Raw genomic sequence first — 24,139 nt, 5'->3', positions numbered from 1 at the left:
GGCGCGGCCCTACTTCGCAAGCTGCGTGCACGCTTCGAGCCCCTTCTGACTACAGAAGAACTGCGTACACGATACGACCATTTCGTAATTATAGGTCATGCCCTCTTTCCAGTCCGCCCTGCACTTTTCGACTATCTCCCTTTCGGGCGTGCCGTCCTCGAAAGACGAGACGAGCACCTCGGCCTTGTCCCTCGCTGCGGTCCTCTTTTCGACGCAGGACTCACGCTCGAAATCGGTCTGGTACCTGCCGCTGCACCAGGAATTGATCTCGTCCTCGGGAAGAGCCTCCTCTTTCAGCTCTTCCGGCGTGAGCGCGGCGGTGTCCATCGACTTCTCGCCCACGGCTTCAGACGCCGCTTCGCCGGGGCCCGGAGGCTGCAGGCCGACTTCTTCGGCTTCTTCGGCAGCCCGAACGGCTTCCTCGACGGCCGCCTGCTCCGCGGGACTCACCGCCCGGCCTGCGGGAGGAACGGCTTCTTCAGCCGCGGCCGGGGCCGGAGCGGCGGCCTCAGGGGACGGGACCGGTTCGGTTTTAGCCGCTTCAGGTTTTTCAGGTGCGGGCGGGGCCTTTGTCGCAACCGGCTCGGGTTCCACGACCGGGGCCGGGGGTACCGTGGGCGGCACCGGCTTTACGGGCTCGGGCGCTTTCACGGCCGGCGGGGCCGCCTCGGGCGCTTCGGCGACGGGAGCGGCCGGGGCTTCGGGTTCCGGCTGCAGGGCCTGTGGCCGAGCGCCCGTGTCCGCTGTCCCCGAAAGCTCCTCGAGAATTTCCTCCCTCGTCTTTTGCGCGGGAGCCGCCGCCCGGGTTCCCTCTTCTACGTACTGCTCCTCCATTTGGGCAGACTCTTCGGAAGGCGCGGTCTCGATAGCCGACTCCGAGAGTTTTTCGGGGGCCGTGCTTCCGGCGGCGGGCTGTGCGGCGGCAACCGCGCCGAGGTCCTCTATATCCTTATAAACCTCGTTTATCTTTGCCACGGACCTGTTCACGCCCGCCCCTGCACGGCTTACGAGCTCTCCCTTCGTACCGAAGTCTTCCTGGGTGCATGCGGCGCTATAGAGGTTAAGTGCGGTCTCGTAATCCGATATGGCCGAAGCCGAATCGGCCTGGACCGACTTGAACCTCGCGGGGGGCGTAATCGTCCCGAGCTGCTTCCCGAGAGAGCTCATTATAGCGAAATAACCCGAAAACTCGCCCGAGCATTTCTCGGGCGGCGCGGACTGAAGCGGGAGAACGTTCGCGCTCACCTGCGAGGCCACCTGTGAATATTCGTATAATATCGGCGTCACGTTCTTAAGATATATCTTTTCCTCCGCGCTGTAACCGTCGGCCGCGCGGGCGGGTGCGCCATATGCCTGCATAAAGATTACGGCGAGCAGCGCCGCCGACAGTATAGAAATAACCTGCCTCTCGAAGAGTATTTTTATTCCGTTCATAGTTCACTCCGGTCCGCCGTATTCCATCATCCCCCAATGATGAACCGACGCACCCAAAACCCGGTACCCGGCTTTATTATAAAATATCGGCCCCTTTTCCACCAGACCGGCGAAAGGATACATTCCCCAAGCCCTCGCGGAGAGGGCGTTCTTTGGTAATAATAACAGTATGATAAACGGGCAGGAGGCATATCTCCTGAGAAAAGCCCCCTACGGCGAAAGAGACTACGTCCTCACGCTTTTCACTAGGGACTCGGGGAAGATAAGCGGGTTTGCGAAGAACGCCCGGACGAGCGGGAAGCGCTTCGGCGGGAGGATAGAGCCGTTCGTCCTCTTCCGCGCGAGGTACAAGGAAAGAAGCGGCGGCCTCAGGTTTGTCGACGACGCCGAAACGGTCAGGGTCTTCCGCCGCCTGATGGAAGACGTCGGGCTCTTCCTCTGGGGCAGCCTCGCCCTCGAAATCGTGGACGTCCTCACGCCTAAAGACGCCCCCAACGAAGAGATGTTCGAGGCGCTTACGGGGCTCTTCACAGAGCTCGACGAGGGCAAAAGCGCTCTCCCGGCCATCCTGGAATTTCAGCTCCGGACGCTCGCCCTTTCGGGGTACGAGCCCAATCTCGAAACCTGCGCCGAGTGCGGGAACGACGCCGGCGACAGGGCTCATTTCAGCATAAGAAGGGGCGGTGTAGTCTGCACGGCGTGCGGCAGCCGGGCCGGGAACGGCGGCCTCGTATCGAGAGAATTTCTCCGCCGTAGGGATTTGATGGAGCTTCACCTTGAGAATGTTGTAAAATACGTAAAACTGTTTCTCAGATTCACCGAATACCACACAGAGAAAAGATTGAATTCGTCCAGGTTCATAGAGGAGCTGACAGTATGATAAAGATTCCCGGTTTCCTGGGGAGCGGTATATCCTGCGGAATCAAAAAAAGGGGCAAGAAGGACCTCGCCCTTTTATTCTCGGAAACCCCCGCGAAAGCGGCGGGAGTATTTACGACGAACGTCGTCAAGGCCCCGCCCGTCGTCCTCGGAATGGAGAGGATAAAGGGCGGATACTGTCAGGCCGTGCTGATAAACAGCGGCATCGCTAACGCGTTCACCGGCCCTGCGGGCATGAAGGCGGCGGTACTCACATCGCGCTACCTCGCCCGGGGTCTCGGCATCGCCGAAGACCTCGTCATACCGTCCTCTACGGGGCTCATCGGCGGCCCGCTCCCGACGGACAAGATCAAGAATGCCGTGCCCCAGCTCGTCTCCGGGCTAAGGGAGGACGGCATGCTCGACGCCGCCGAGGCCATCATGACGACGGACGCGTTCCCGAAATATGCGTCCGTGAATGTCATCATCGGCGGCGGCAAGGGCACGGTCGCCGTCATAGGCAAAGGCGCGGGGATGATAATGCCGAACATGGCGACGATGCTCGCCTACATCATGACGGACGTCAACGTAGGCAAAAGGGCGCTTTCCAGGCTACTCTTCGACTCGAACGGCAGCTCGTTCAACAAGATCATAGTAGACGGCGATACGTCCACGAACGACACGGTGCTCCTGCTCGCCAACGGCAAGCTCGGCAACAGGGCCGTAGACGGCGGCAAGGATTACAAGAAGCTCCTGGACGCAGTCACGGAAGCCGCATCCGAGGTCGCCCACATGATAGTCAAGGACGGCGAAGGGGCGACCAAGGTAGTGAAGATAATCGTCAAGGGCGCGAAGACGGAAAAGGACGCCGAGGCCGTCGCGCGGACTATCGGGACTTCGCTCCTCGTTAAGAGCGCACTCTTCGGCGAAGACCCGAACTGGGGGAGGATAGTCGCCGCGGCGGGACGCGCGGGCGTGGATTTCAACCCGGACAGGCTCGACCTCTTCTTCGCCGGGCACAAGGTCTTAAGCAACTCGAAGGCGGTCATGGACGAGGAAAAGGCCCTCGAAGTCATGAAGCTGCCGACCTTCTCCATAACCCTCGACCTTAAATCGGGCAAGAAAAGCTCCTTCGTCGTAACGAGCGACATCACGTTCGACTACCTCAAGATCAACGCACACTATAGGACTTGAAGAGCTCTGATTTTGGTAGAATAAATTTGGATAGCCCATACCGAAAGTATATATATCATATATAGCATATTATCATTTCTAACGATTCCGAGCGAGCGAGGAATCACCACATTTCTGTCATTCCTGTGCAGACAGGAACCTATTCAGTTAATCCTTTGTCTTATCTTATTCTTTTCTTCCCTCCTTAGGAAAAGGGGGGAGCAAGGGGGGATTTATCTTTTTCGAGTGAGCGAGAAATCACCCCGCTTCTGTCATTCCTGCGGAGGCAGGAACCCATTCAGTTTTCCGTCAGCAATACATCAAGCATCTTTTTTTGTCATCTCGAACTAATGTGAGAGATCTATCTATAATTAGTCATTGCGAGCGAAGCGAAGCAATCTCTCTTCTCTTCCCCTCTTAGAAAAAGGCTCGTCGCGGCAGAGGCCGAGCCGTCCTCGCCCCCAATGTCGGCACCGGACCACTATCGGGATGCCTTCAGTGTAGTTTTGGGATACTCCCCTTCGAACGCGGGTTACAACTGGACTTCACCTCCCCGCATCCACACCCACAATCTCCCCCAAAGACCTCATCCCTTCCCTCTCCATGAACTCCACGAGCCCCTTGTTAATCTTCCCCGCAACGGCAGTCCCCTCCCCCCTTATAGCCGTCACGATCTGCAGCGCCTTCGCCCCGGCCCTTATCTTTTCGAGCGCCGTCTCCGCGTCTTTCACGCCGCCGACGCCGATAATATCCAGCTTGTCCCCCGCCTGCCTGTATATGTAGGCGACCTTCTCCGTCGCCATGCGCCTGTAGTCCGGATCGTCCCCGCTGAGCCCGCCGGGCTGCGTCCTCCACCTCTCCCCGTACTTCGCCTTCATCTCCGGCACGTCCGCCGTGTTCGTCGCGATTATCCCCGTCACCCCGTGGTCTATCGCGACTTCGAGTATATCGTCTATCGCCTTCCAGCCGAGCTCCGGCGCGACCTTCACGAATAGCGGCTTCCGCCCGCCCTTCCCCTCCATGGCCGCTATCACTGCCTTGACGATGTTCGCCGTCCGCCCCTTCTCGTGGAGCTTTCTCAGGCCGGGGGTATTGGGCGAGCTCACGTTTATCGCGAAGTAATCGGCGTATCCGTAAAGCCTCTCCGCGACGACTGCGTGCGCGCGGGGCGAATCGTCGTGCGGGACGTCTTTGTTCATCCCGATGCTGATCCCCAGCTTAAACGGCGGGTTCTTGTAGCGGCTGAGATTCTTCGCGACGACGTCCATCCCCGGGCTGTTGAATCCGAGCCAGTTTATCGCCGTCCCCGGAGCGACCATGAACTGCCTCGGCTTCGGATTACCCGGCTGGCGGTACTCCAGCACCGAGCCCACCTCCACCGCCGCAAATCCGAGCTGCCATAGGGCCATCACGGCCCTCCCCGCCTTGTCCCATCCCGCGCCGACGATGAGCGGATTTTCTAGCTCGACCCCGCCGAGATTTACACGCAGCCTCTCGTCCGTAAAGCGTCTGCCGCCGTCGGCGAATAGTTCTACGAGCTTTAATGTTAGGGGGGTCAGTTCGGCGAGGTGAAGGGATTCCCTCGCCAGGTCGTGAAACGTTTCGGAATCTAGCCTGTCCAGCACAGGCCTTATTATCTCTTTATACATTGAACCTGAAGAGCATTATGTCCCCGTCCCTGACGACGTACTCCTTGCCCTCGGAGCGCATCTTGCCGGCTTCCTTTAGTGCAGCCTCCGAGCCCGCCGCGATGAAGTCGTCGTACGACGCCGTCTCGGCGCGAATGAACCCCCGCTCGAAGTCCGTATGTATGACGCCCGCCGCCTGCGGGGCCTTCCACCCCTTTCTTATCGTCCACGCCCTGACCTCCTTCGGCCCCTGCGTGAAATACGTGATTATTCCCAGCTTATCATATGCAATCCTGACGAGCCTGTCGAGCCCGGAATCCTCGAGCCCGAGCTCGTCCAGAAAGAGCTTCTTCTCGTCGTACGGCAGCTCGGCGATCTCGGCCTCTATCTTCGCCGAAAGGACTATAACCTCCGAGCCCTCCTTCTCCGCGTACTCCCTCACCTTCCCGACCTCTTCGTTCCCGGCGGCGTCCGGTATGTCGTCCTCGCTCACGTTGCAGACGTATATCATCGGGATGTCGGTAAGGAGATACATCTCCTTTACGACCTTCGCCGACTCCTCGTCCAGCGGGAAATTCCGGGCCTTGTTCCCGTTCTCGACGAACTCCTTAAGGCGCGTCACCACTTCGAGCGCATCCTTGATCTTCCTGTCCCCGCCCTTTGCCTGCGACTGGAGCTTCTCCTGCCGCTTTTCGAGGGTTTCGAGGTCCTTCAGCAACAGCTCGTCCTCTATGATATGTATGTCGCGCATCGCGTCCGGGAAGCCCTCGACGTGCACCACGTTATCGTTCTCGAAGCATCGGACCGTGTGGAGAATAAGGTCCACTTCCCTTATGCTGGCGAGAAAGGCGTTCCCCCTGCCCTTCCCCTCGGACGCGCCTTTGACCAGGCCCGCGATGTCTACCACTTCGAGGTATGTCGGCGTAAGCTTCTGCGGCTTCACAAGCTCGGCCAGCTTGTGGAGCCTGTCGTCCGCGACGGCCACGACGCCGACGTTGTCGTCTATCGTGGTGAACGGGAAATTCCCGACTTCCGCCCCTGCGCTCGTAAGGGCATTAAAAAGAGTAGACTTCCCCACGTTGGGAAGCCCTACCAGTCCGCATCTGAGTCCCATAATCCCTTTTTATACCTGTAATGTTGAATTTCTGTCTGCAAGAAAAGTCAGGAGATAACGTACCTCAATGGAAAAAGCAGTCAAGGAACGCACCCGGCGTGCAACGAGGCCCCCCGGGCACGGGGAAATTTGCAAGCGACCACTGTAAAAGTATAATACTTTTCCCGTGTAATTACATTCAACGCAGTCACGGGTTCGAACAAATCGCATTTAGAGACAGGCGGATGACGGGATTTAAAAAGATACTCCTGGTTTACAGCGGAAAGGAGAACGGCCGGGACGCCCTGGAGCGCGCCTTTTCCATAGCCAAACACAACAAATCTGGGCTGACGATCGTCTGGGTGGTAGAAAGAATACCCGAAAGAATGGATGATTTTCTGGAAATGGTTTCTGTCAAAGAGCTCGAAAAGGCCCTCGTCGACGAAAGGCTCTCCGAAATCAAAAACGCGATAAAAAAGTACGAAAGCCGTACGAAGATAAAGGCCGAGGTCAAAGTCCTCACCGGAAAGCCTCAGATAGAAATAATAAGAGAGGTGCTCAGGAACAAGCACGACCTCGTGATAAAAACCGCCGGGGGCAAGGGCAGGGCGAAGGATCCCCTCCTCGGAAGCGTCGATATCGGCCTGCTTCGGAAATGCCCCTCCCCGGTATGGATGCTGAAACCGTCAAGGTCCCGGAAATATTCCCGCATTCTCGCCGCCATCGACCCCGACCCGACGGACCAAAAAACCAACGAGCTGAACGGCTCCATTCTCGAGCTCGCCCTCTCGGTTTCGAAACACGAAAAAAGCGAGCTTCACATAGTCCACGCGTGGAGCCTCTTCGGCGAAAAAGCGCTCAGGGGGCCGCGTTTCGGAAAGAGCGAAGCACAGATAAAGAAGCTTCTCGGCGAAACGAGACGCGCCCACAAAGAATGTGTAGAAACGCTCCTGGCGAAAAACGGTCTGGACGAGTCGGAATACAAGCTCCATCTGCTTAAAGGCGATCCGTCCGTGCTAATTCCCAAATTCGCGGCAAGGGAAAAAATGGATCTCGTCGTCATGGGCACCGTCTGCAGAACGGGATTGCCCGGGTTTATAATAGGGAACACGGCCGAATCCGTCCTGAGCCAGGTGAAATGCTCGTTATTGACCGTAAAACCGGCCGGATTCGTCTCGCCCGTAAAGCTTTAGCATATCCGGACAAAACAAATAAACTCCCGGTCCTTCCGGGGCCATCTCCCCGCAAAGTACGCCCGTCGATCACGGGCAGTTTAACACTATGAACGATAAACCATCACAGACACGAATCTGGCACGCCATGGACCCGGGGGCGGTTATCGAAGCGCTCGACACACGGGAAAACGGGCTCAGCGATTCCGAAGCCGCCGGGCGGCTGGCTCGGTACGGGACCAACTCGCTTCCGCAAAAGCCCCCTGCCCCTTTCTGGAAAACCTTTATATACCAGTTCCGAAGCCCGCTCATGTACATACTGGTCTTCGCCGCCGTCATAGCCTTTGCCATAAAAGAGCCGACGGACGCGGGCTTCATAATCGTGGCGCTGCTCCTGAACGCCATAATCGGCGGCTACCAGGAATGGCGTGCGGAGCAGAGCGCAAAGGCGCTGCAAAAACTGCTGAAGATAAAAGCCACCGTAGAGAGAGACGGCGAAATAGTCGACATCGACGCCGAGAGCATAGTCCCCGGGGACATCGTCTGGCTCGAATCCGGGAACCGGGCCCCGGCTGACATAAGGCTCCTTACGACAAACGGGCTCGAGATAGACGAATCCCTGCTGACGGGCGAATCCCTCCCCGTTCTGAAGGACTGGTCATGGATCGGAAGACCGGGCACGCCGCTCGGCGACACGCTGAACATGGCCTACGCCGGATCGATAGTCACGAGGGGCCGCGCCAAGGGCGTGGTCGCGGCGACAGGGCAAGCGACCCAGGTCGGCCGGCTCGCTCTCGACGTGATGTCCGGGGGCCAGGGCGAGCCGCCCCTCATAGCGAGGATGAAGACGTTCACGCACATAATCGGGTTCGTGGCGCTCATATCCGCTGTCGCCATAGGCCTCCTCGGTCTCGCGCTCGGGAGATACGGCTTTAACGAAATGCTCCACTTCGTCGTGGCCCTCGCCGTCTCGGCCATACCCGAGGGCCTGCCCGTGGCGATGACGGTAGCCCTCGCCGTCGCCATGACCAGAATGGCCCGGAGAGGGGTTATCGTCCGCAGGCTGGTCGCGGTCGAGGGGCTCGGAAGCTGCACGTATATAGCGACCGATAAAACGGGAACCCTCACGCGAAACGAGCTCACGGTAAAAGAGGTGATCCTCCCCGGCGGCGAGGCATTCGAGGTGAGCGGGGTCGGCTTCGCCCCCGAAGGAGAGGTGCTCTCCGGCGGAAAGCCGGTCGCTCGCGGCGGCCGACCCTGGCTCGAGCGACTGGCGATAGCCGCTGTACTGTGCAACGAAGCCGACCTTCACCACAGGGACCACGGATGGGTGTGGCACGGGGACACGGTGGACGTATCGCTCCTCTCGTTCGGCCACAAGCTGGGCTACGAACGCGAGCCGCTCCTCGATTCCTGCCCGCAGGTGAACGAAATACCATTCGAGCCCGAGCGGCAGTTCTCGGCCTCCTATCACAAAACCGGCGGGCACTCGACGACGGTCTTCGTGAAGGGCGCCCCCGAAAGGGTTATCGAAATGTGCGGGATCGAAAAAGAGGAGGACAAGTCCGGTCTCCTCGCGATCGCCGAAGACATGGCCGGCAGGGGCTACCGCGTGCTCGCGCTGGCCGAGGGGGAGATAGCCGGCGAGGTGAGCCCCTCCGAGTTCCCTCCCGAGCCCTCCGGCCTCGGGCTGCTCGGGTTCGCGGGAATGATCGACCCGCTCAGGCACGGCGTGAAGGAGGCGGTAAACAGCTGCAGGCAGGCGGGCATAGAGGTATCGATGGTGACCGGGGACCACCCCGTAACGGCCCTCGCCATAGCGCGCGACCTCGGCATGGCCTCCGATTATTCCCAGGTCGTGACGGGCGCCGAGTTAATGTCGAAGTCGCCCGAAGAGATGGAGAAAATAGTCGAGCGCACGAACGTCTTCGCGAGGGTGAGCCCCAACCAGAAATACCAGATCGTCGAGGCGGTGCAGGGCGCCGGGCATTTCGTGGCCGTAACCGGCGACGGCGTGAACGACGCCCCCGCCCTCAGGACGGCCAACATAGGCATAGCCATGGGAAAGGAGGGCACCGACGTCGCGAGAGAGGTGTCCGAGCTCGTGATCAGCGACGACAACTTCGCGACGATCGTGGCCGGGGTCGAGGAGGGCCGTATTGCGTACGACAACGTCCGGAAGGTGATCTACCTCCTGATTTCGACGAACGCCGCCGAGCTCGTGCTCATTCTCCTGAGCATCATCGCGGGCCTTCCGCTCCCTCTCCTGCCCGTCCAGATACTATGGCTCAACCTGGTCACAAACGGCATACAGGACATAGCCCTTGCCTTCGAGCCGGGCGAGGGAGACTCGCTCCAGAAGAAGCCGAGGTCGCCCAGGGAGCGCATATTCAACAAGATAATGATCGAGCGGACGCTCGCGGCAACCCTTACCATGGGCATTCTGGGCTTCGGCTTTTTCTATGTTCTCATCCACAGCGGGTGGAACGAGGCCGCGGCCCGTAACGCGCTCCTCCTCCTGATGGTGCTATTCGAAAACGTCCACATAGGCAACTGCCGCTCGGAGACGAAATCCGCGCTCATACTCTCTCCCTTCCGGAGCCCGATCCTTCTGACCGGCGCCGTCGCGGCACTTCTGGTTCACGTGGCGGCGATGTACCTGCCGATCGGGCAGAGTATACTCGGGACGGAGCCCGTATCCCTTGAGATGTGGGGAGTAGTGGGCGCCCTTGCGCTCACGATCTTCATAACCATGGAGATTCACAAGCTGACGTGGTGGTTCAGGAACAGACCGGCCGGCCGTTAGACGTCGGGGTATGAATAGCCGGAATGGAAACCGTCCGACGCCGACAAAAGCGGTATCTATGCGGCCGTGACGCCGCGGAAGAAAATCCGGGGAAATCTAGGGAAACACCGCAAATCTCAACTGCCCGGCGGCGGTTTCAGGGCAGGGGCTCTCTTCTATATCGAACCATATGCTCCGGTGATTGCCGTCGCCGTCACCCGTCAGGAAGAACAGAATGTAGTGTATTTCCTCGTGCCTTAAGGCCATAAGAAAGGTAGTGTGATCGAGCCCGCTCTGAAACGCTATCTCGTCCCTCGACTGGCAGGCTACCAGGCTGTCGGGCGGTGCATCGCCGCACGTGAGATCGTTCCTTACCGTGATCTCGCTCACTATCGGCACCTCCGTGGCGTCGAGGTCCTGTATGTCGTCTCTCGACTTGCTCTCCGTCTCCATGCACTCCGCCTGGTCGATCCACACGGCCGTCTCCTCGTCCGTCAGCGCCCTCTCTTCGACGACCTCTCCGCCTATCGGGTCCGAGCCCGAATCCCCGATCTCCACACAGCCCGCGAAGAGCACCGGCACAATCAAAATAATCATACACAAATATTTCACGCTCCGACCTCCGGAAAAGGTTTGATAAAAACACGGCAGACGCCGTTTTACATCCCGGGCCAAAGATCGGGTCTGCACGGTGCCCGGCTGCTTCCCACGCCGCTCTCTCGAATATAACTTTACCCGGTATAAATGCCCGGGTGATAATAAAAAAAGCTTCCCTGAAAACATGCATCGGAACGCTTTTTCCCGCGGCCGCGGCAGGAGTGCGCCGGGCGTTCCGGGGCATTTTATAATCCCCATTGACGGGGGCTGCGGCCTGCAGCATAATCTCGGAAACGAGGGCCTTCCGGCGGACGGTTCGTCACGAAAACCAGGGGTAAAGGAGAAACAGATGAAGGGTAATATTGTGAATCCGCGACTTATATTTTCAGCCTTATCGTGCTTGGCACTGGCGGCCGCTTTAAGCGCCTTTCCCGCCCTTCCTGCATCCGCCGCCGACGCCGCGGGCGGAACGGCAAAGGGCAAGATACAGTACAAGGATAAAACGGTCGAGCTCAAATATGCCTACCTCATCACCGGGCCCGACATGTTCGACTCCGACCGGACCGAAACGACCGTAATCCTCTCGCCGGCCGACATCTCCGGCCAGATAGCGAAATGCGAATCGCAAAGCTGCGCGGGCGGGCTGACGGAAGGGATGACGCTTTCCACGGAGGACTTCGGCGGCACCGTGAGGGTCGTTTACTGGGTCGTCACCAACGACGGGCTCATGCAGTATTCGGGTAATACCGACACCTCCGCGCTGACCTTGACGACAGACGCGCCCGGGAAAAAGGCCGGCAAGATGTCGGTCGATGCCTCGGCCGCCGGGGGGCCGAAGATCGACGTCGAGTTCGACGCCCCCCTCACCAAGGCGTTTAAGGAATAGGGCCGGAAGGCGCGTGCGCGAGACGGCGCCCCTTCCCTTCGGCAGGCCGCGTAAGGCCGGAAATGCTTTCTCGTAAACGGAAAAACGGCTTACAGTAAATAAAAAAATAGCTTAGAAACTGCGTCACAATCATGTAATTTAGATTTATTAGCAAAACCTGTGCGCCCCCGACCGGGCGTCGGGAACAAGAAGGAGGAATGTCCATGCACCGCACAAATAGGGAGATTGCCGGAATTTTCACGCCGGCGCTTTTACTGCTGGCAGCGTCGATACTGTCGCTGGGGGTTCTCTTGTCCGAGCCCGCCCAAGCGGACACTTTCGACAACCGCGAGAAGATATACCTCAAAGACATAACGCCTATACTCTACGAGCTTTCCGAGGTAGGGAAGTCCGTAAGCGCTAACGCCGTCAGCCTCGTCCACGGAAGCCCCGACAGGTGCTCTTACGAGTTCGGGTACTACCAGGGCATAGTCGAGTCGCTGAAGACGAGGCTTACGACCATCCCGCCTCCGCCGAGAATGGGCGAGGTCCACGCGACGGCCCTTCAGGCCATCGGCGATTATTCGAACGGCCTCACTCAGTACGCGGCCGCGTGCGTCGAGACCGACAACAACATAAAGTCCGAATATGCCGAGAACGCCTGGCAGAACCTCGTTTCCGCCGACAACAAGATAAGGCAGGTTAACAGCCTCATAACGAGCCCCTCGGCTGCCGCCGCGGCTCCGGCGCCCAGGCCCGTCAAGGAAACGTCCGCCCAGAAAATACAGCGCATGTGCATCGCGAGCTGGCCGGCCGACCAGCGCATGCAGGAATACTGCATAAAGAACCAGACGGAATCCCTCGCCACGCTCAACCAGATGCTCCAGCAATACCCCGCGGGCTCGCCCGAAAGGAAGATCATTCAGAGCTGCAGCGCTGTGTGGAAGAAGGGCGAGATCTACGATTACCGCATGACCGTATTCTGCGTGAACAATCAGCTCGGCACGAATTGAGGTATCCTGTTTACAGGAGAGTGCCATGATCGAAATAATCCCCTTCGATGAAGGGAATATAATAGGCTTCCGCGTCACGGGAAAGCTCGAGGATAACGAGTTCGACGAGATCGTCGGGATCATGGAGGAGAGGCTGAAATTCCATAAAAAGCTCAGGGTCTATGCCGAGATGGAAGAATTCAAGGGGATGTCCGTCAACCCCTTCATGAAGGACATCCACTACGGCCTCAAGTACTGGCGGGAGTTCGACAAGGAAGCCGTCGTCTCGGACAAGGGCTGGCTCAGCACGTGGGTCCGGATCGCCGGGAGCATAGTCCCCGGCGTCGAGGTCCGTCACTTTACCTTCGAAGAGAAGGAAGAGGCGAAGGAGTGGATAAGGGAATAAGCACCGTCCTCACTCCCACTCCCCCAACGCCGCGAGATTTCCGCGAGATTTCAATGAACGAGCACGATGTCCTCTACAGGGCCGCCCGGCCAGGCGAGGAGACGGCCGTCTCCAACCTCGTCGCACGGTCTTTCAACGAATTCATCGCCCCTGATTTTTCCGAGGAAGGCATAGACGAGTTCTTTAAATACGCGAACCCCCGATCCCTTAAGAAGCGCTCGGAAGACTCCCACTTCGTCCTCGTCGCCGAAGCCGGCGGCGAAATAGCCGGTATGATAGAGATCCGGGAAATGAAGCACATCTCCATGCTCTTCGTCGACAAGTCCCGCCATAGAAAGGGCATCGGGAAGGGGCTCTTCCGGCTCGCCCTCGACCGCATAAAGTCGGAAGAATCCCCTCCCGAAAGTGTGACGGTCCACTCCTCACGCTTCGCCGTCCCGTTCTACGAAAATCTGGGGTTCGTCAGGACCTCCGAAGAAAAGATCATATACGGCGTCATACACATACCTATGGCGCTCGCGCTGCCCGAGGGTAAAATATTACGTCGTGAAGACTTCGCCCGGCAGGAAATCGACGATAGACGAGATAAGAGCCCGGTTTGACGCCGACGTCGAGAGGTTCTCGAACCTCGAAACAGGCCAGCAGGCCGTCCTGGACGCCCCGCTCATGCTGGAGCTCATATCGCAGGCAGCGGCGCGAATAAACCCCGGTGCCGTAAACCTCCTCGACATAGGCTCGGGCGCTGGCAACAACACCATCGCGATCCTCCGGCTCCTGCCCGGCCTCGACTGCGACCTCGTCGACCTCAGTCTTCCCATGCTCCGCCGCGCCCGCGAGAGGCTGGCCCGGGAGAACGTGGGAGAGGTCAGGGTATTCCACGGGGATTTCAGGGACGCCGACCTTCCCTCCTCACATTACGATATTACGGTGGCGGCCGCCGTGCTTCATCACCTCAGGGACGACGCCGACTGGGAGAGCTGCTTCCGCAAAATTTACGGCCTCATGAAACCGGGCGGCGTGTTCCTCGTAAGCGACATGGTATGGAGCGGAAGCCCCGCCCTTCACGCCATCGAATACGAACGCTACGGGGCCTATCTCGAAAGCCTGGGCGGAGCCGACTACAGAGAGAAAGTCTTCGCCTACATAGACAGGGAAGACACCCCGAGGAGCGTTTCCTATCAGCTCGAACTCATGAAGGAGTGCGGTTTTAAGGAAACGGACGTCCTTCACAAGAACGCATGCTTCGCCGCCTACGCCGGGATTAAATAACCGCGCGGGGCGGCCTCGTGCCCGAGGACTTTCGAAGGAGGCTTGCATGGCGGATGAAAACCTTTTCAGCCGGAGAGAATTCGTCGGGATAGCGGGCCTGGGCCTGCTGTCGGCTGCGGCCGGCGCCTGCGCCCCCAAAGTCACGAAGCCGCCCGTCCGGCCCTACCGGTACTTCCCCCTGGTAAAGGTGTCCGAGCGCAGGGTCCTCCGGCAGGCCGTCGGCCTAAGGCCCTACAGGCCCTCGGGGTTCGTCCTCCGCCGCGAGCGTCTCGGCCCAAAGGACGTCGTCCACAACTACGGCCACGGAGGCGGAGGCCTCACCCTCTCCTGGGGCACCTCCCACATAGCCGTGAAGGAAGCCGCCCCCCTCGGACACAGAACGTGCGCCGTCCTCGGGTGCGGGGCCGTGGGGCTCGCCACGGCGAGGCTGATGCAGATGGAGGGATACGGGGTCACCATATACGCGAAAGACCTCCCCCCTCACACGACGTCCAACGTCGCCGCCGGCCAATGGTCGCCGTTCACGGTATTCGACAAGGACATGATAACGCCCGGCTTTTACCGGCAGTTCATCCGCGCGTCCATCCTTTCCTTCGGTTATTTCAGGAAGATGATAGGCAGCCGCTACGGCGTCGGGGTCGCCGACAACTTTTATTTCGGCGACTACCCAGTCACGCTTCCTGACGTGATTTACGACCTTCCCGAGATCTACGGCAAGCCCAGGATACTCGTCCCGGGCGAGTACCCGTTCGACGAGCCCTCGTGCGCAACCGTAAAAACGATGCTCATCGACACCCCCACGTACCTCGACGCCGTGATGGCTGATTTCAGGGCCGGCGGCGGGAGGATCGTGGTCAGGGAATTCAGGGATATCACGGAGCTCATGTCGCTCGAAGAGCCCCTCATAATGAACTGCACCGGCCTCGGATCGTATTTCCTCTTCAACGACCGCGAGCTCGAGCCCGTAAAGGGACAGCTCACCGTCCTCGAGCCCCAGCCCGAGATCGACTACATCACCCTGATGAGGCGGGAAGGCCTCTACATGATGCCCCGCTCGGACGGCATAATGCTCGGCGGCTCCCACCAGTACGGCGACTGGAGCCTCTCGCCCGACCCTGTCGTAACCGGGCACATATTCACGGGCCAGTCGAGATTCTGGAAAGACCTGCCGGCCGTATGATGCGGCATGACGTTGATGTAAAATATAGCCATGACGGACTTCACGCAGGTTCTCCTCGGGACGATAATCGCGCTCCTGCCGATAGTTAACCCCTTCTCCGTCGCCATCACGTTCATATCGCTCTCTAAGGACATGGACGACTCGAAGAGGAATCGCGAAGCCCTCCTCGCCTCGGTTTACATGACGATAATCCTCGTCATATTCCTCGTCGCCGGCGTCCTCATAATGAAGTTCTTCGGCATATCCCTCCCCGGCATCAGGATAGCGGGCGGTATCATCATACTCAGCATCGGGTTCAAGATGCTTAACCCCGAATACAAAGACCTGAGGGCGATAAACGCCGAGAGCAAAACCGGCAGCGCCGACGACATAGCCTTCAGCCCCCTGGCCGTCCCCATGCTGAGCGGGCCCGGGGCCATCGCCGTAACGATAGGCATGGCGGCCACGGCGGGCTCGCGGCTCGACTACGCCGCCGAGTCCCTCGGCATACTGGCAGTCGCCGCCGTCACGTATATATGCCTCAGGGTTGCGGGCAGCGTGAAGAACCTCCTCGGCGAATACGGCGTCAACGTCCTCACGCGCATACTCGGGTTCATACTCATATGCGTCGGTGTCCAGTTCATAGTCGTCGGAATCTACGACTTCATGCTCAATGAAGAGTTCTCGCGGCCCGTCCTCCGGATGATAAAAGAGGTGTGGAATGAGTGAGGGCGGGAATCCCGTCGGCCTCCGGCCCGGCATCGCCCCTCCTGCCTGCCCGGTCCCGCCGGACGTCACGATAAGGCGCTACAGGCCCGAAGACGCCGAGGCCATATCCGATCTATACAGAAAGTCCGTCACCGAAATAGGCATAGAGCGCTACTCCCGGGCCGAGGTCGAAGCATGGGCGTCCTACGCCGACGAGGTCGAGGAGCTCCGTCACAGGCTCGCCGAGGGCCTCACTCTGATAGCCGAATGCGGCGGCCGTATGGCGGCGTTCGGGCAGCTAAAGCCCGCAAACCGCATAGAATTCCTCTACACGCTCAGGGAATTTTCGAGGATGGGCATAGCCACCCTGATTTACAGGCGCCTCGAGGAGGCGGCGATCGCCTCCGGCTCCGGGGTCCTCCACACCGACGCGAGCAGGATATCGAGGCCCCTTTTCGAGAAGATGGGCTTCACACTGGTCGAGGCCGTGGTCGAGGAGCGAAAAGACGTTAAAATCGAATGCTTCTTTATGAAAAAAGAGCTCCCGCGATGAATCCCCCCGTCGCCGGCTGCGCCCCGGCGCGTCCACGAAAATGACAATTTCCGGCATCGCCGCCCGGACGGGTTGATTATGCCGCCGTTCATTCTATAATACATAGGCTTAAAAGAGGAGACAGACCATGAATAAATCAGACCAGAACTTGGGCGCGTTCCTTTTCGTGTCCGCCATAGTTATTTTCTTTATACTTGCCATTTATCTCTGGCTCAGCTGAGCCCCATTCCCGCTCGGGGCCGTAATATCCACACCGCACTAAAACCGGATAATGGGCGACGGGGGCGTGTAATCCTGCATGCCCCACTTCCCCGTTCTGTCCAAATTTCTGACAATGGACATATCGTACGACTCCGGACACCCGGTATTCACTTAACTGCCCTCTGGCACGGTTATTGCACCTGATTTCGGCGTAGAGTTGAGATCGAGGCGATGACAGATACATCCGCAGTTAAAGAACGGAACGGGGAGGAACCGGCCGAACGCAGGGGCTGCGCCCATTGCGGCGATCCCGCCGACGCCGGGACGGCCGTCGAAGCGGGCGGTCTTCGCTTCTGCTGCACGGGGTGCCGGGCCGTTTACGAGATACTGAACACCCTCGGCCTCGACGATTACTATAAAATCCGCGCCGCCCAGAACATACCGGGGTCCGCCCCGGCTCAAGACCCCGGCTCCGCCGAGGATTACTCCTACCTCGACCAAAAGAGCTTCATCGACATCTATACGACGGAAGAAAGCCCCCTCACCATGAACTTCTACGTCGAGGGCATAGAGTGCGCGGCCTGCCTCTGGCTCATCGAGAAGATTCCCTCGTGCGCCGAAGGGGTCGAGTCCGTCTCGCTCAACATGTCCGACAATACGGCGTCCGTAACGTTCACGCAGGACAAAAAATTCTCTTCTTTCCCCGACGCCGTAAAGAGGTTCGGCTACAGAGCCCACCCCGTAAAGCCGGGCGAGGACACGGACGAGCTCAGGAAAAAGGAGAACAGGCGCTCCCTCATAAGGCTCGCCGTCGCCGCCGTGTGCGCGGGCAATATCATGCTCCTCTCGGCGGCGATCTATTCCGGCGCGGGCGGCGTTTTCGAGGAATATTTCACGCTGGTCAGCTTCATGCTTTCGATACCCGTAGTAACGTACTGCGCCCTCCCCTTTTACAGGAGCGTCGCCGGGGCGTTAAGATCAAGGCGCGTCACGGTGGACATACCGGTAGTCTTCGTCATACTGGCGGGCTTCGGGCTCAGCGCGCACAACCTCTTCGTCGGGAGCAGCGCCGTCTACTTCGATTCGATAACGGCCTTCGTCTTTCTACTCCTGGGCAGCAGATACTTCCTGAAATCCGTAAGGGGCCGCCTGTCCGAAAGGGAGCAGCCCGGCAAAACCTTCTTCTCGCTGAACCGGGTCCTCGTCTGGGACAACAAGGCGCGGCAATTCTTCTACGAACCCCTCGAAAGCCTCGAGCCAGGGAGCAGGATAAAGCTCTCCCGGGGCGAGCGCATCCCGGCCGACGGCGAGCTCGTCTCGCGCACCGCCGAAATAAACCTCGCCGTGCTCACGGGCGAGAACATCCCCCGGACGATAGAAAAGGGAGACCCCGTCTTCGCGGGCTCCATACTCGAATCGGACGAGGCGGTGCTAAAGGTTTCGAGCACCGGCAAATCGACACGCATCGGCAAGATACTCGACGACGTCGAGCGCAGCTACGCCGGCAAAATCAGCCTCTCCGGGGGCGGCGACAGGTACGCGGCCGTTTTCACCCTCGCCGTGGGCGTGATTTCCATAACCGCATTCTTCGCCATTTCGCACCTCTACGGAACGCAGCAAGGCATAGAAAGGGTAATGGCATTCATACTCATAGCCTGCCCGTGCGCGTTCGTCTTCGTTCTCCCGCTCTTTCACAGCATATCGCTCAAGTCGGCGGCGGGCAGGGGAATCCTGATCCGCGCCCCCGGGATATTCGACAAGCTCCCCGGGATTCAAAACATATTTTTCGACAAAACCGGCACTCTCACGAACGGCGTCTTCAGGATACTCAAGTGGGATACCGAGTCCCTCGACGACCGCGACCTCGGCGCGATACTGGCCATAGAAAAAAAGTCCGACCACCCTATCGCGAGGGCCATAGTAAGCCGGCTTTCGGGAATGGATCTCCCAGTCCCCGAAGTCAGTGGCTTCGAGCACCTCTATACCAGGGGCGTTTCCGCAGAAGCGTGGGGCAGCGTCTACACCGTCACCTCGGGCGACATCTCCGCCCCCGCCGCGAATGAAATCAACGAGCTGATAACGTCGACTATCATAGTGCGCAAAGACGGCGAGCCGATATCCGAAATCATGCTCGGCGATTCCCTCAAGGAAGACGCGAAATTCGCCGTCCGCGGGCTCGCCGGGGCCGGCTTCGGCGTCTTCATCGTATCGGGGGACAAGGGAGAGAACGTAAAGCAGGTGGCCGAAAGGATCGACGTCCCCCTGGAGAACGTCTTCTCCGGCGAAACCCCCGAAGGCAAGTCCGAAATAATCGCACGGCACGGCCGCTCCATGATGATAGGCGACGGGCTCAACGACGCCCCCGCCCTCGCATCCGCCGACGTCGGCGTCGCGATCCAAGGCAGCGTCGGCGAAAGCATGAAGGTATCCGACGCCTACATTCTCAACAACGACCTTTTTACCATTCTCGATCTTATCGGCCTCGCCGCCGCCGCCAGGGCCACTGCGAAACGAAACATCGCGCTCTCGATCTCATACAACTCTATCGCGGGTGCATTCGCTCTGGCAGGGTACATCACCCCCCTGGCGGCGGCTGTTTTAATGCCGGCGGTGTCGCTGCTTCTTCTCGGCTCGGCGCTCGCGGGCACATCCGCCCGAGCCGGGGATAAAAGGAGGGCAGCGGCTTGAACATAATTTTTCTTACGCTCGGAGTTTCAATAACGATAGCGGTAATTTTCCTTGCGGCATTCGTATGGGCGACGGGAAAGGGGCAGTACGACGACCTCGAGACCCCGAGCCACAGGATGCTTCTTGACGACTACGAATCCGAAGACTCACACCGGAAACCAAAGGAGGACACCGATAAATGAGCTCTGTAACGGCGGGGAACGCCGCCATGACCGAGAAGATATTTTACGACGACGTCATAGTCAGGAAATTCCTCACGGCCACTATATTCTGGGGAGCGGCCGCCTTCATAGTGGGCCTCCTGGCCGCGCTCCAGCTCGCCTACTGGCCGGCCAACATGGACCTTTCCTGGCTGACGTTCGGCAGGATACGCCCCCTTCACACGAACGCGGCGATATTCGCGTTCGGGGGCAACATCATATTCGCCGGCATGTACCACTCGACCCAACGGCTGCTTAAAACGCGTATGTATTCCGACGCCCTCAGCAACATCCACTTCTGGGGCTGGCAGCTCATAATAGTGGGCGCGCTCATCACGCTCCCCTTGGGATATTCGCACGGAAAGGAATACGCCGAGCTCGAATGGCCGCTCGACGTCGCCATAGCCGTCGTCTGGGTCATCTTCGCCGTAAACTACTTCGGCACGATAGCGATAAGGCGCGTGAAGCACCTCTACGTCGCGATATGGTTCTACATCGCGACGATCATAACGGTCGCCGTCCTTCACATCGTGAACTCGATAGAGATACCGGTAGCTTTTCTGAAGAGCTACCCCGTATACGCCGGCGCGCAGGACGCGCTGGTCCAGTGGTGGTACGGCCACAACGCCGTCGCGTTCTTCCTCACGACACCGTTCCTCGGGCTCATGTACTACTACGTGCCCAAGGCAGCCAACAGGCCGATATACAGCTACAAGCTCTCGATAATTCACTTCTGGTCCCTCGTCTTCATATACATATGGGCCGGCCCGCACCACCTCTTGAACACCTCCCTTCCCGACTGGGCGCAGACGCTCGGCATGATATTCAGTCTCATGCTCTGGGCGCCGAGCTGGGGCGGCATGATAAACGGCCTCCTCACGCTGAGAGGCGCCTGGGACAAGGTCAGGACGGACCCGATCCTGAAATTCCTGGCCGTCGCCGTCACGTTCTACGGTATGTCCACGTTCGAGGGCCCGCTCCTGTCCATTAAATCCGTGAGCTCGCTCGCGCACTACACCGACTGGATCATCGGCCACGTGCACGGCGGGACTCTCGGCTGGAACGGCTTTTTGACTTTCGGCGTCATCTACTACCTCGTGCCCAAGCTCTGGCACAGGGACATGTACAGCGTCCGCCTCATGAACTGGCATTTCTGGATAGGCCTCCTCGGCATCCTGCTCTACTACATTTCGATGTGGGCGAGCGGCATCACCCAGGGGCTCATGTGGATGGCCATAGGCGAAAACGGGCAGCTCGTTTACCCCGACTTCGTCGAGACGGTGATGCGCATAGTGCCCCTCTACTACGTCAGGTTCATAGGCGGGGCCCTTTACCTTACGGGCTTCCTCCTCCTCATCTATAACGTATTGATGACGGTCAAGACCGCGCCGAAGACCGACAAGGCGGCCGCGGCGGCGACAGTCGATACGATGGACCCGAGCGAGATGGGCAAGGGGCACAGGAAGCTCGAAGCCATGAGCGCCATATTCACGGTGCTCATGTTCATAGCCATAGCCGTGGGATCGGTAATCGAGATAATACCCACGCTCTCCATGTACAAATACCTCCCGGCCGCGGAGAAGACCGAGCCCTACACGCCGCTCGAGCTCGCGGGAAGGGACATTTACGTAAGGGAAGGCTGCTACGTGTGCCATTCCCAGATGATAAGGAAGCTTCCCTTCGACGTCCTCAGGTACGGCGACAGCTCGACGCTCGGCGAATCGATGTACGACAGGCCGTTCCAGTGGGGCTCCAAGCGGACGGGGCCCGACCTCGCCCGCGTCGGCGGTAAGTACCCCGACATGTGGCACCTCCGGCACATGATCGACCCGAGGGCCATCACACCGAAATCCATCATGCCGGCCTACCCGTGGCTCGCGTCAAGCAAGCTCGACTACACGATTCTCAGGAAGAAATTCAGCGTCATGAGAATGCTCGGGGTCCCCTACACGGACGACGAGGTAGCCAACGCCGACATCAACGCCGAGAAGCAGGCCGCCGTCATCTACGAAGGCCTTCTGGAGCAGGACGATTCCCTCAAGTCCATAAAAGACACCGAGATGATAGCGCTCATAGCCTATCTCCAGAGCCTCGGCAAAAAAAGTCCCGAGGGGGTGGCATCATCAAACAGATAGCCCTTTCATACTTTCAGGACATATGGATGACGGTCGTCGGCCTGATCATTTTCGTTTCGGTCTTCGCGGCGATCGTATACCGCGCCATGACGACACCCGAGAAAGAAATAGAGGAGATGGAGATGCTGCCCCTCGAAGAGGACAGCATGCTCCGGAAGGAGGACCATAAATGACGGAGAAGGATAAACTCATAAAGGACCACGATTACGACGGCATACACGAGCTCGACAATCCCCTGCCCCGCTGGTGGCTCCTGACGTTTTACATAACGATCGTGTTCGCGGTCATATACTTCGCCTACTACCAGATACTCGGCGGGCCGGATTCCGACCAGCGGCTGGCCGCCGAGATGGGCCGCATCAGGGCCGAGCAGGCGAAGGTCACCGAAGCCGCAAAGGAAGAAATGGCGACCAGGGACTATGCCGCGCTCGCGACCAATCAGGAAGTCCTCGACAAGGGCAAGGCCGAATTCATGCTGAAGTGCATGGCCTGCCACGGGGACAAGGGGCAGGGTCTCATCGGCCCCAACTTCACCGACGACTACTGGATCCACGGGGACGGCACGGTGCCCGCGATCCTCAAGGTCATGAACGACGGCGTTCCCGACAAGGGCATGCCGCCGTGGAAGGGGCTCATACCCCCCGACCTCCAGGAGGACGTCGCCGTGTACATATACAGTCTCCACGGATCGAACCCGCCCGGGGCCAAGGCTCCCCAGGGAGAGAAGGTAGAACGCGGCGGAGATAAAGAAGAGCACGAAGGAGACGAGGAAGGACACGAATGAAGGTAGTAGACCAGAGAAACCTCCCCCAGGAACGCCCGGCGTCGATGGACGAGACGGGAAAGAGGGTCTTCATATTCCCGGCGCAGGTCGAGGGCGTATGGAGGCGGAGAAGGACCATAACGGAAATCTTTCTCGTCATTTTTTTCCTCGTCCTCCCATGGATCAAGATCGGCGGCCACCAGGCGCTCCTTCTGGATATAGCCGAGAGGAGATTCTCCGTATTCGGCCTCACTTTCTGGGCCCACGACGCGCCTCTCGTATTCTTCATACTCGCGTTCCTCACGATCGGGCTCGCGTTCGTCACCGCGGTATGGGGAAGGGTATGGTGCGGCTGGGCGTGCCCCCAGACGGTCTTCATCGACGGGGTCTTCAGGCGTCTCGAATACCTCATAATCGGGAGCCACATCCAGCAGCGTAACCTCGCCAGGGCCCCGTGGGACTTAAAGAAGTTCTTCAAGCTCGGCCTTCTCTGGACGCTCTTTCTCGTTGCGAGCCTTATAATCGCCCACAGCTTCCTCGCCTATTTCGTAGGGGCCGAAAAGCTCGTCGACATGACTCAGCACAACCCGCACGAGAACTGGACGATCTTCGTCGCCATGGCGTTCATAACGGCCGTGCTGCTGTTCGACTTCGGCTGGTTCAGGGAGCAGTTCTGCATAATCATGTGCCCCTACGGCAAATTCCAGTCGACGCTCATGGACGACGACTCCATAACCGTGACATACGACTCCGTGCGCGGCGAGCCGAGGAAAGGGATGGTCAAGCCGGGCGAGAGGGAGGGCGACTGTATAAACTGCTACAAGTGCGTCGCCGTCTGCCCGACGGGTATAGACATAAGGAACGGGCAGCAGCTCGAATGCATAGGATGCACGGCCTGCATCGACGCCTGCGACGAGGTCATGGACAAGATAGAAAAACCCCGCGGCCTCATAAGATACGCAGCCGGCAACGCGCTCAAAGGTATAAAGACCCGCCTCCTGAGGCCGCGCGTCGCCATCTATTCCGTCCTCCTCGTGGCGGTCGTATCGGCGCTCGTATTCTCGGTTTCGAGACGGCAGGACCTGGCCGTTACGGTCCTGAGGGGCAAGGACACACCGTTTCAGGTGATACAGAATCCGGACGGCTCCGAGCAAGTGATAAACCACTTCAAGATGAGCGTAAAGAACCAGACCTTCAACGACGTCACGATAAAGACGGCGCTTCCCGAAGAGCTCAAGGCGAAGGGAGCCGAGCTCGTCACGCAGAGCGACACCATAAACCTCGGGCCGGGCGAGAACCTCACTGTCCACTTCTTCGTCAAGTTCCCCAGGGGCCTCATTGGTAAAGGCGGCACAGGCGCCGCGCCTCTTGAGCTCATCGACCCGGCGAGCGGCGAGGTCAAGGCGAGAGAGGAGCTCCACCTCGTCGGGCCGGGCGCAATCTAGCAGGTGTATAGTGAA

At 59.2% G+C, this 24,139-nt stretch carries 22 protein-coding genes; 18 read left to right on the top strand and 4 right to left on the bottom strand.

Annotation, left to right across the window (positions count from 1 at the left end):
- Positions 1 to 9: 9 nt before the first annotated feature.
- Entirely contained in the window at positions 10 to 1,434 is a 1,425-nt protein-coding gene (locus PKC29_01220; protein ID HML94030.1) for a hypothetical protein, read from the bottom strand.
- A gap of 169 nt (positions 1,435 to 1,603) precedes the next feature.
- Here PKC29_01220 and recO point away from each other — a divergent pair, with 169 nt between their 5' ends.
- Together recO and argJ are read left to right on the top strand one after the other, a co-directional pair.
- The gene (gene recO / locus PKC29_01215) at positions 1,604 to 2,314 is read left to right on the top strand and encodes a DNA repair protein RecO (GenBank protein HML94029.1); all 711 of its coding nucleotides are present in this window, start codon (positions 1,604 to 1,606) and stop codon (positions 2,312 to 2,314) included.
- Entirely contained in the window at positions 2,311 to 3,486 is a 1,176-nt protein-coding gene (argJ, locus tag PKC29_01210) for a bifunctional glutamate N-acetyltransferase/amino-acid acetyltransferase ArgJ (protein ID HML94028.1), read from the top strand. The genes recO and argJ overlap by 4 nt, the downstream gene beginning before the upstream one ends.
- A 524-nt stretch (positions 3,487 to 4,010) precedes the next feature.
- Here the strand turns inward: argJ and PKC29_01205 are convergent.
- Positions 4,011 to 5,114, bottom strand: a complete 1,104-nt coding sequence (locus PKC29_01205) for a quinone-dependent dihydroorotate dehydrogenase (protein HML94027.1) — start codon at positions 5,112 to 5,114, stop codon at positions 4,011 to 4,013.
- Positions 5,107 to 6,207 (bottom strand): redox-regulated ATPase YchF, encoded by a 1,101-nt coding sequence (ychF, locus tag PKC29_01200; GenBank protein ID HML94026.1) that lies wholly within the window; start codon positions 6,205 to 6,207, stop codon positions 5,107 to 5,109. Before ychF ends, PKC29_01205 begins: the two co-directional genes overlap by 8 nt.
- A gap of 224 nt (positions 6,208 to 6,431) precedes the next feature.
- Here ychF and PKC29_01195 point away from each other — a divergent pair, with 224 nt between their 5' ends.
- Both PKC29_01195 and PKC29_01190 read left to right on the top strand, forming a co-directional pair.
- Complete coding sequence (locus PKC29_01195) at positions 6,432 to 7,379, top strand: universal stress protein (GenBank protein ID HML94025.1); 948 nt, start codon at positions 6,432 to 6,434, stop codon at positions 7,377 to 7,379.
- An 88-nt stretch (positions 7,380 to 7,467) separates the two neighbouring features.
- Complete coding sequence (locus PKC29_01190; protein ID HML94024.1) at positions 7,468 to 10,164, top strand: HAD-IC family P-type ATPase; 2,697 nt, start codon at positions 7,468 to 7,470, stop codon at positions 10,162 to 10,164.
- A gap of 96 nt (positions 10,165 to 10,260) precedes the next feature.
- Here PKC29_01190 and PKC29_01185 read toward each other — a convergent pair whose 3' ends face one another.
- On the bottom strand, positions 10,261 to 10,740 hold the full coding sequence (locus tag PKC29_01185) for a hypothetical protein (protein HML94023.1): 480 nt from the start codon (positions 10,738 to 10,740) through the stop codon (positions 10,261 to 10,263).
- Between the two features lie 349 nt (positions 10,741 to 11,089).
- Here PKC29_01185 and PKC29_01180 point away from each other — a divergent pair, with 349 nt between their 5' ends.
- The 14 genes from PKC29_01180 to ccoG all read left to right on the top strand — a co-directional run bounded on the left by PKC29_01180 (position 11,090) and on the right by ccoG (position 24,124).
- Entirely contained in the window at positions 11,090 to 11,626 is a 537-nt protein-coding gene (locus tag PKC29_01180; GenBank protein ID HML94022.1) for a hypothetical protein, read from the top strand.
- Positions 11,627 to 11,829: 203 nt separating this feature from the next.
- The gene (locus PKC29_01175) at positions 11,830 to 12,618 is read left to right on the top strand and encodes a hypothetical protein (GenBank protein HML94021.1); all 789 of its coding nucleotides are present in this window, start codon (positions 11,830 to 11,832) and stop codon (positions 12,616 to 12,618) included.
- 25 nt (positions 12,619 to 12,643) lie between these two features.
- Positions 12,644 to 13,003 (top strand): STAS/SEC14 domain-containing protein, encoded by a 360-nt coding sequence (locus PKC29_01170; GenBank protein HML94020.1) that lies wholly within the window; start codon positions 12,644 to 12,646, stop codon positions 13,001 to 13,003.
- A gap of 53 nt (positions 13,004 to 13,056) precedes the next feature.
- On the top strand, positions 13,057 to 13,605 hold the full coding sequence (locus PKC29_01165) for a GNAT family N-acetyltransferase (protein ID HML94019.1): 549 nt from the start codon (positions 13,057 to 13,059) through the stop codon (positions 13,603 to 13,605).
- Positions 13,550 to 14,272, top strand: coding sequence for a methyltransferase domain-containing protein (locus PKC29_01160; protein HML94018.1), 723 nt, complete (start codon positions 13,550 to 13,552; stop codon positions 14,270 to 14,272). The genes PKC29_01165 and PKC29_01160 overlap by 56 nt, the downstream gene beginning before the upstream one ends.
- Before the next feature lie 46 nt (positions 14,273 to 14,318).
- Positions 14,319 to 15,452, top strand: coding sequence for an FAD-dependent oxidoreductase (locus PKC29_01155; protein HML94017.1), 1,134 nt, complete (start codon positions 14,319 to 14,321; stop codon positions 15,450 to 15,452).
- Positions 15,453 to 15,482: 30 nt separating this feature from the next.
- The gene (locus PKC29_01150; GenBank protein HML94016.1) at positions 15,483 to 16,160 is read left to right on the top strand and encodes a MarC family NAAT transporter; all 678 of its coding nucleotides are present in this window, start codon (positions 15,483 to 15,485) and stop codon (positions 16,158 to 16,160) included.
- Positions 16,153 to 16,692 carry a GNAT family N-acetyltransferase gene (locus tag PKC29_01145; GenBank protein HML94015.1) on the top strand — a complete coding sequence of 180 codons (540 nt, stop codon included), beginning with the start codon at positions 16,153 to 16,155 and terminating at the stop codon, positions 16,690 to 16,692. Before PKC29_01150 ends, PKC29_01145 begins: the two co-directional genes overlap by 8 nt.
- Before the next feature lie 432 nt (positions 16,693 to 17,124).
- The gene (locus PKC29_01140; GenBank protein HML94014.1) at positions 17,125 to 19,581 is read left to right on the top strand and encodes a heavy metal translocating P-type ATPase; all 2,457 of its coding nucleotides are present in this window, start codon (positions 17,125 to 17,127) and stop codon (positions 19,579 to 19,581) included.
- Complete coding sequence (gene ccoS, locus PKC29_01135) at positions 19,578 to 19,763, top strand: cbb3-type cytochrome oxidase assembly protein CcoS (protein ID HML94013.1); 186 nt, start codon at positions 19,578 to 19,580, stop codon at positions 19,761 to 19,763. The genes PKC29_01140 and ccoS overlap by 4 nt, the downstream gene beginning before the upstream one ends.
- A complete protein-coding gene (gene ccoN / locus PKC29_01130) occupies positions 19,760 to 21,916 on the top strand; it encodes a cytochrome-c oxidase, cbb3-type subunit I (GenBank protein HML94012.1) in 2,157 nt (718 codons plus the stop codon). The genes ccoS and ccoN overlap by 4 nt, the downstream gene beginning before the upstream one ends.
- A gap of 26 nt (positions 21,917 to 21,942) precedes the next feature.
- Positions 21,943 to 22,089 (top strand): hypothetical protein, encoded by a 147-nt coding sequence (locus PKC29_01125; GenBank protein ID HML94011.1) that lies wholly within the window; start codon positions 21,943 to 21,945, stop codon positions 22,087 to 22,089.
- Complete coding sequence (locus tag PKC29_01120; GenBank protein ID HML94010.1) at positions 22,086 to 22,700, top strand: cbb3-type cytochrome c oxidase N-terminal domain-containing protein; 615 nt, start codon at positions 22,086 to 22,088, stop codon at positions 22,698 to 22,700. The genes PKC29_01125 and PKC29_01120 overlap by 4 nt, the downstream gene beginning before the upstream one ends.
- On the top strand, positions 22,697 to 24,124 hold the full coding sequence (gene ccoG / locus PKC29_01115; GenBank protein HML94009.1) for a cytochrome c oxidase accessory protein CcoG: 1,428 nt from the start codon (positions 22,697 to 22,699) through the stop codon (positions 24,122 to 24,124). The genes PKC29_01120 and ccoG overlap by 4 nt, the downstream gene beginning before the upstream one ends.
- Positions 24,125 to 24,139: the final 15 nt, after the last annotated feature.

The sequence above is a fragment of the Thermodesulfobacteriota bacterium genome, from assembly GCA_035325995.1.
GTDB lineage: Bacteria > Desulfobacterota_D > UBA1144 > Nemesobacterales > UBA2774 > JADLGH01.
This window is presented reverse-complemented; position numbering and strand designations above follow the sequence as displayed.

What these genes read in the sequence shown, in the direction of transcription:
- PKC29_01155 (HML94017.1), top strand. Translation starts at nt 14,319, where the DNA reads ATGGCGGATGAAAACCTTTTCAGCCGGAGAGAATTCGTCGGGATAGCG.
- PKC29_01195 (HML94025.1), top strand. Translation starts at nt 6,432, where the DNA reads ATGACGGGATTTAAAAAGATACTCCTGGTTTACAGCGGAAAGGAGAAC.
- argJ (HML94028.1), top strand. Translation starts at nt 2,311, where the DNA reads ATGATAAAGATTCCCGGTTTCCTGGGGAGCGGTATATCCTGCGGAATC.
- ccoG (HML94009.1), top strand. Translation starts at nt 22,697, where the DNA reads ATGAAGGTAGTAGACCAGAGAAACCTCCCCCAGGAACGCCCGGCGTCG.
- PKC29_01170 (HML94020.1), top strand. Translation starts at nt 12,644, where the DNA reads ATGATCGAAATAATCCCCTTCGATGAAGGGAATATAATAGGCTTCCGC.
- PKC29_01175 (HML94021.1), top strand. Translation starts at nt 11,830, where the DNA reads ATGCACCGCACAAATAGGGAGATTGCCGGAATTTTCACGCCGGCGCTT.
- PKC29_01120 (HML94010.1), top strand. Translation starts at nt 22,086, where the DNA reads ATGACGGAGAAGGATAAACTCATAAAGGACCACGATTACGACGGCATA.
- PKC29_01140 (HML94014.1), top strand. Translation starts at nt 17,125, where the DNA reads ATGACAGATACATCCGCAGTTAAAGAACGGAACGGGGAGGAACCGGCC.
- PKC29_01145 (HML94015.1), top strand. Translation starts at nt 16,153, where the DNA reads ATGAGTGAGGGCGGGAATCCCGTCGGCCTCCGGCCCGGCATCGCCCCT.
- recO (HML94029.1), top strand. Translation starts at nt 1,604, where the DNA reads ATGATAAACGGGCAGGAGGCATATCTCCTGAGAAAAGCCCCCTACGGC.
- PKC29_01205 (HML94027.1), bottom strand. Translation starts at nt 5,114, where the DNA reads ATGTATAAAGAGATAATAAGGCCTGTGCTGGACAGGCTAGATTCCGAA.
- PKC29_01220 (HML94030.1), bottom strand. Translation starts at nt 1,434, where the DNA reads ATGAACGGAATAAAAATACTCTTCGAGAGGCAGGTTATTTCTATACTG.
- PKC29_01180 (HML94022.1), top strand. Translation starts at nt 11,090, where the DNA reads ATGAAGGGTAATATTGTGAATCCGCGACTTATATTTTCAGCCTTATCG.
- ychF (HML94026.1), bottom strand. Translation starts at nt 6,207, where the DNA reads ATGGGACTCAGATGCGGACTGGTAGGGCTTCCCAACGTGGGGAAGTCT.
- ccoN (HML94012.1), top strand. Translation starts at nt 19,760, where the DNA reads ATGAGCTCTGTAACGGCGGGGAACGCCGCCATGACCGAGAAGATATTT.
- PKC29_01150 (HML94016.1), top strand. Translation starts at nt 15,483, where the DNA reads ATGACGGACTTCACGCAGGTTCTCCTCGGGACGATAATCGCGCTCCTG.
- PKC29_01185 (HML94023.1), bottom strand. Translation starts at nt 10,740, where the DNA reads ATGATTATTTTGATTGTGCCGGTGCTCTTCGCGGGCTGTGTGGAGATC.
- PKC29_01125 (HML94011.1), top strand. Translation starts at nt 21,943, where the DNA reads ATGACGGTCGTCGGCCTGATCATTTTCGTTTCGGTCTTCGCGGCGATC.
- PKC29_01190 (HML94024.1), top strand. Translation starts at nt 7,468, where the DNA reads ATGAACGATAAACCATCACAGACACGAATCTGGCACGCCATGGACCCG.
- PKC29_01165 (HML94019.1), top strand. Translation starts at nt 13,057, where the DNA reads ATGAACGAGCACGATGTCCTCTACAGGGCCGCCCGGCCAGGCGAGGAG.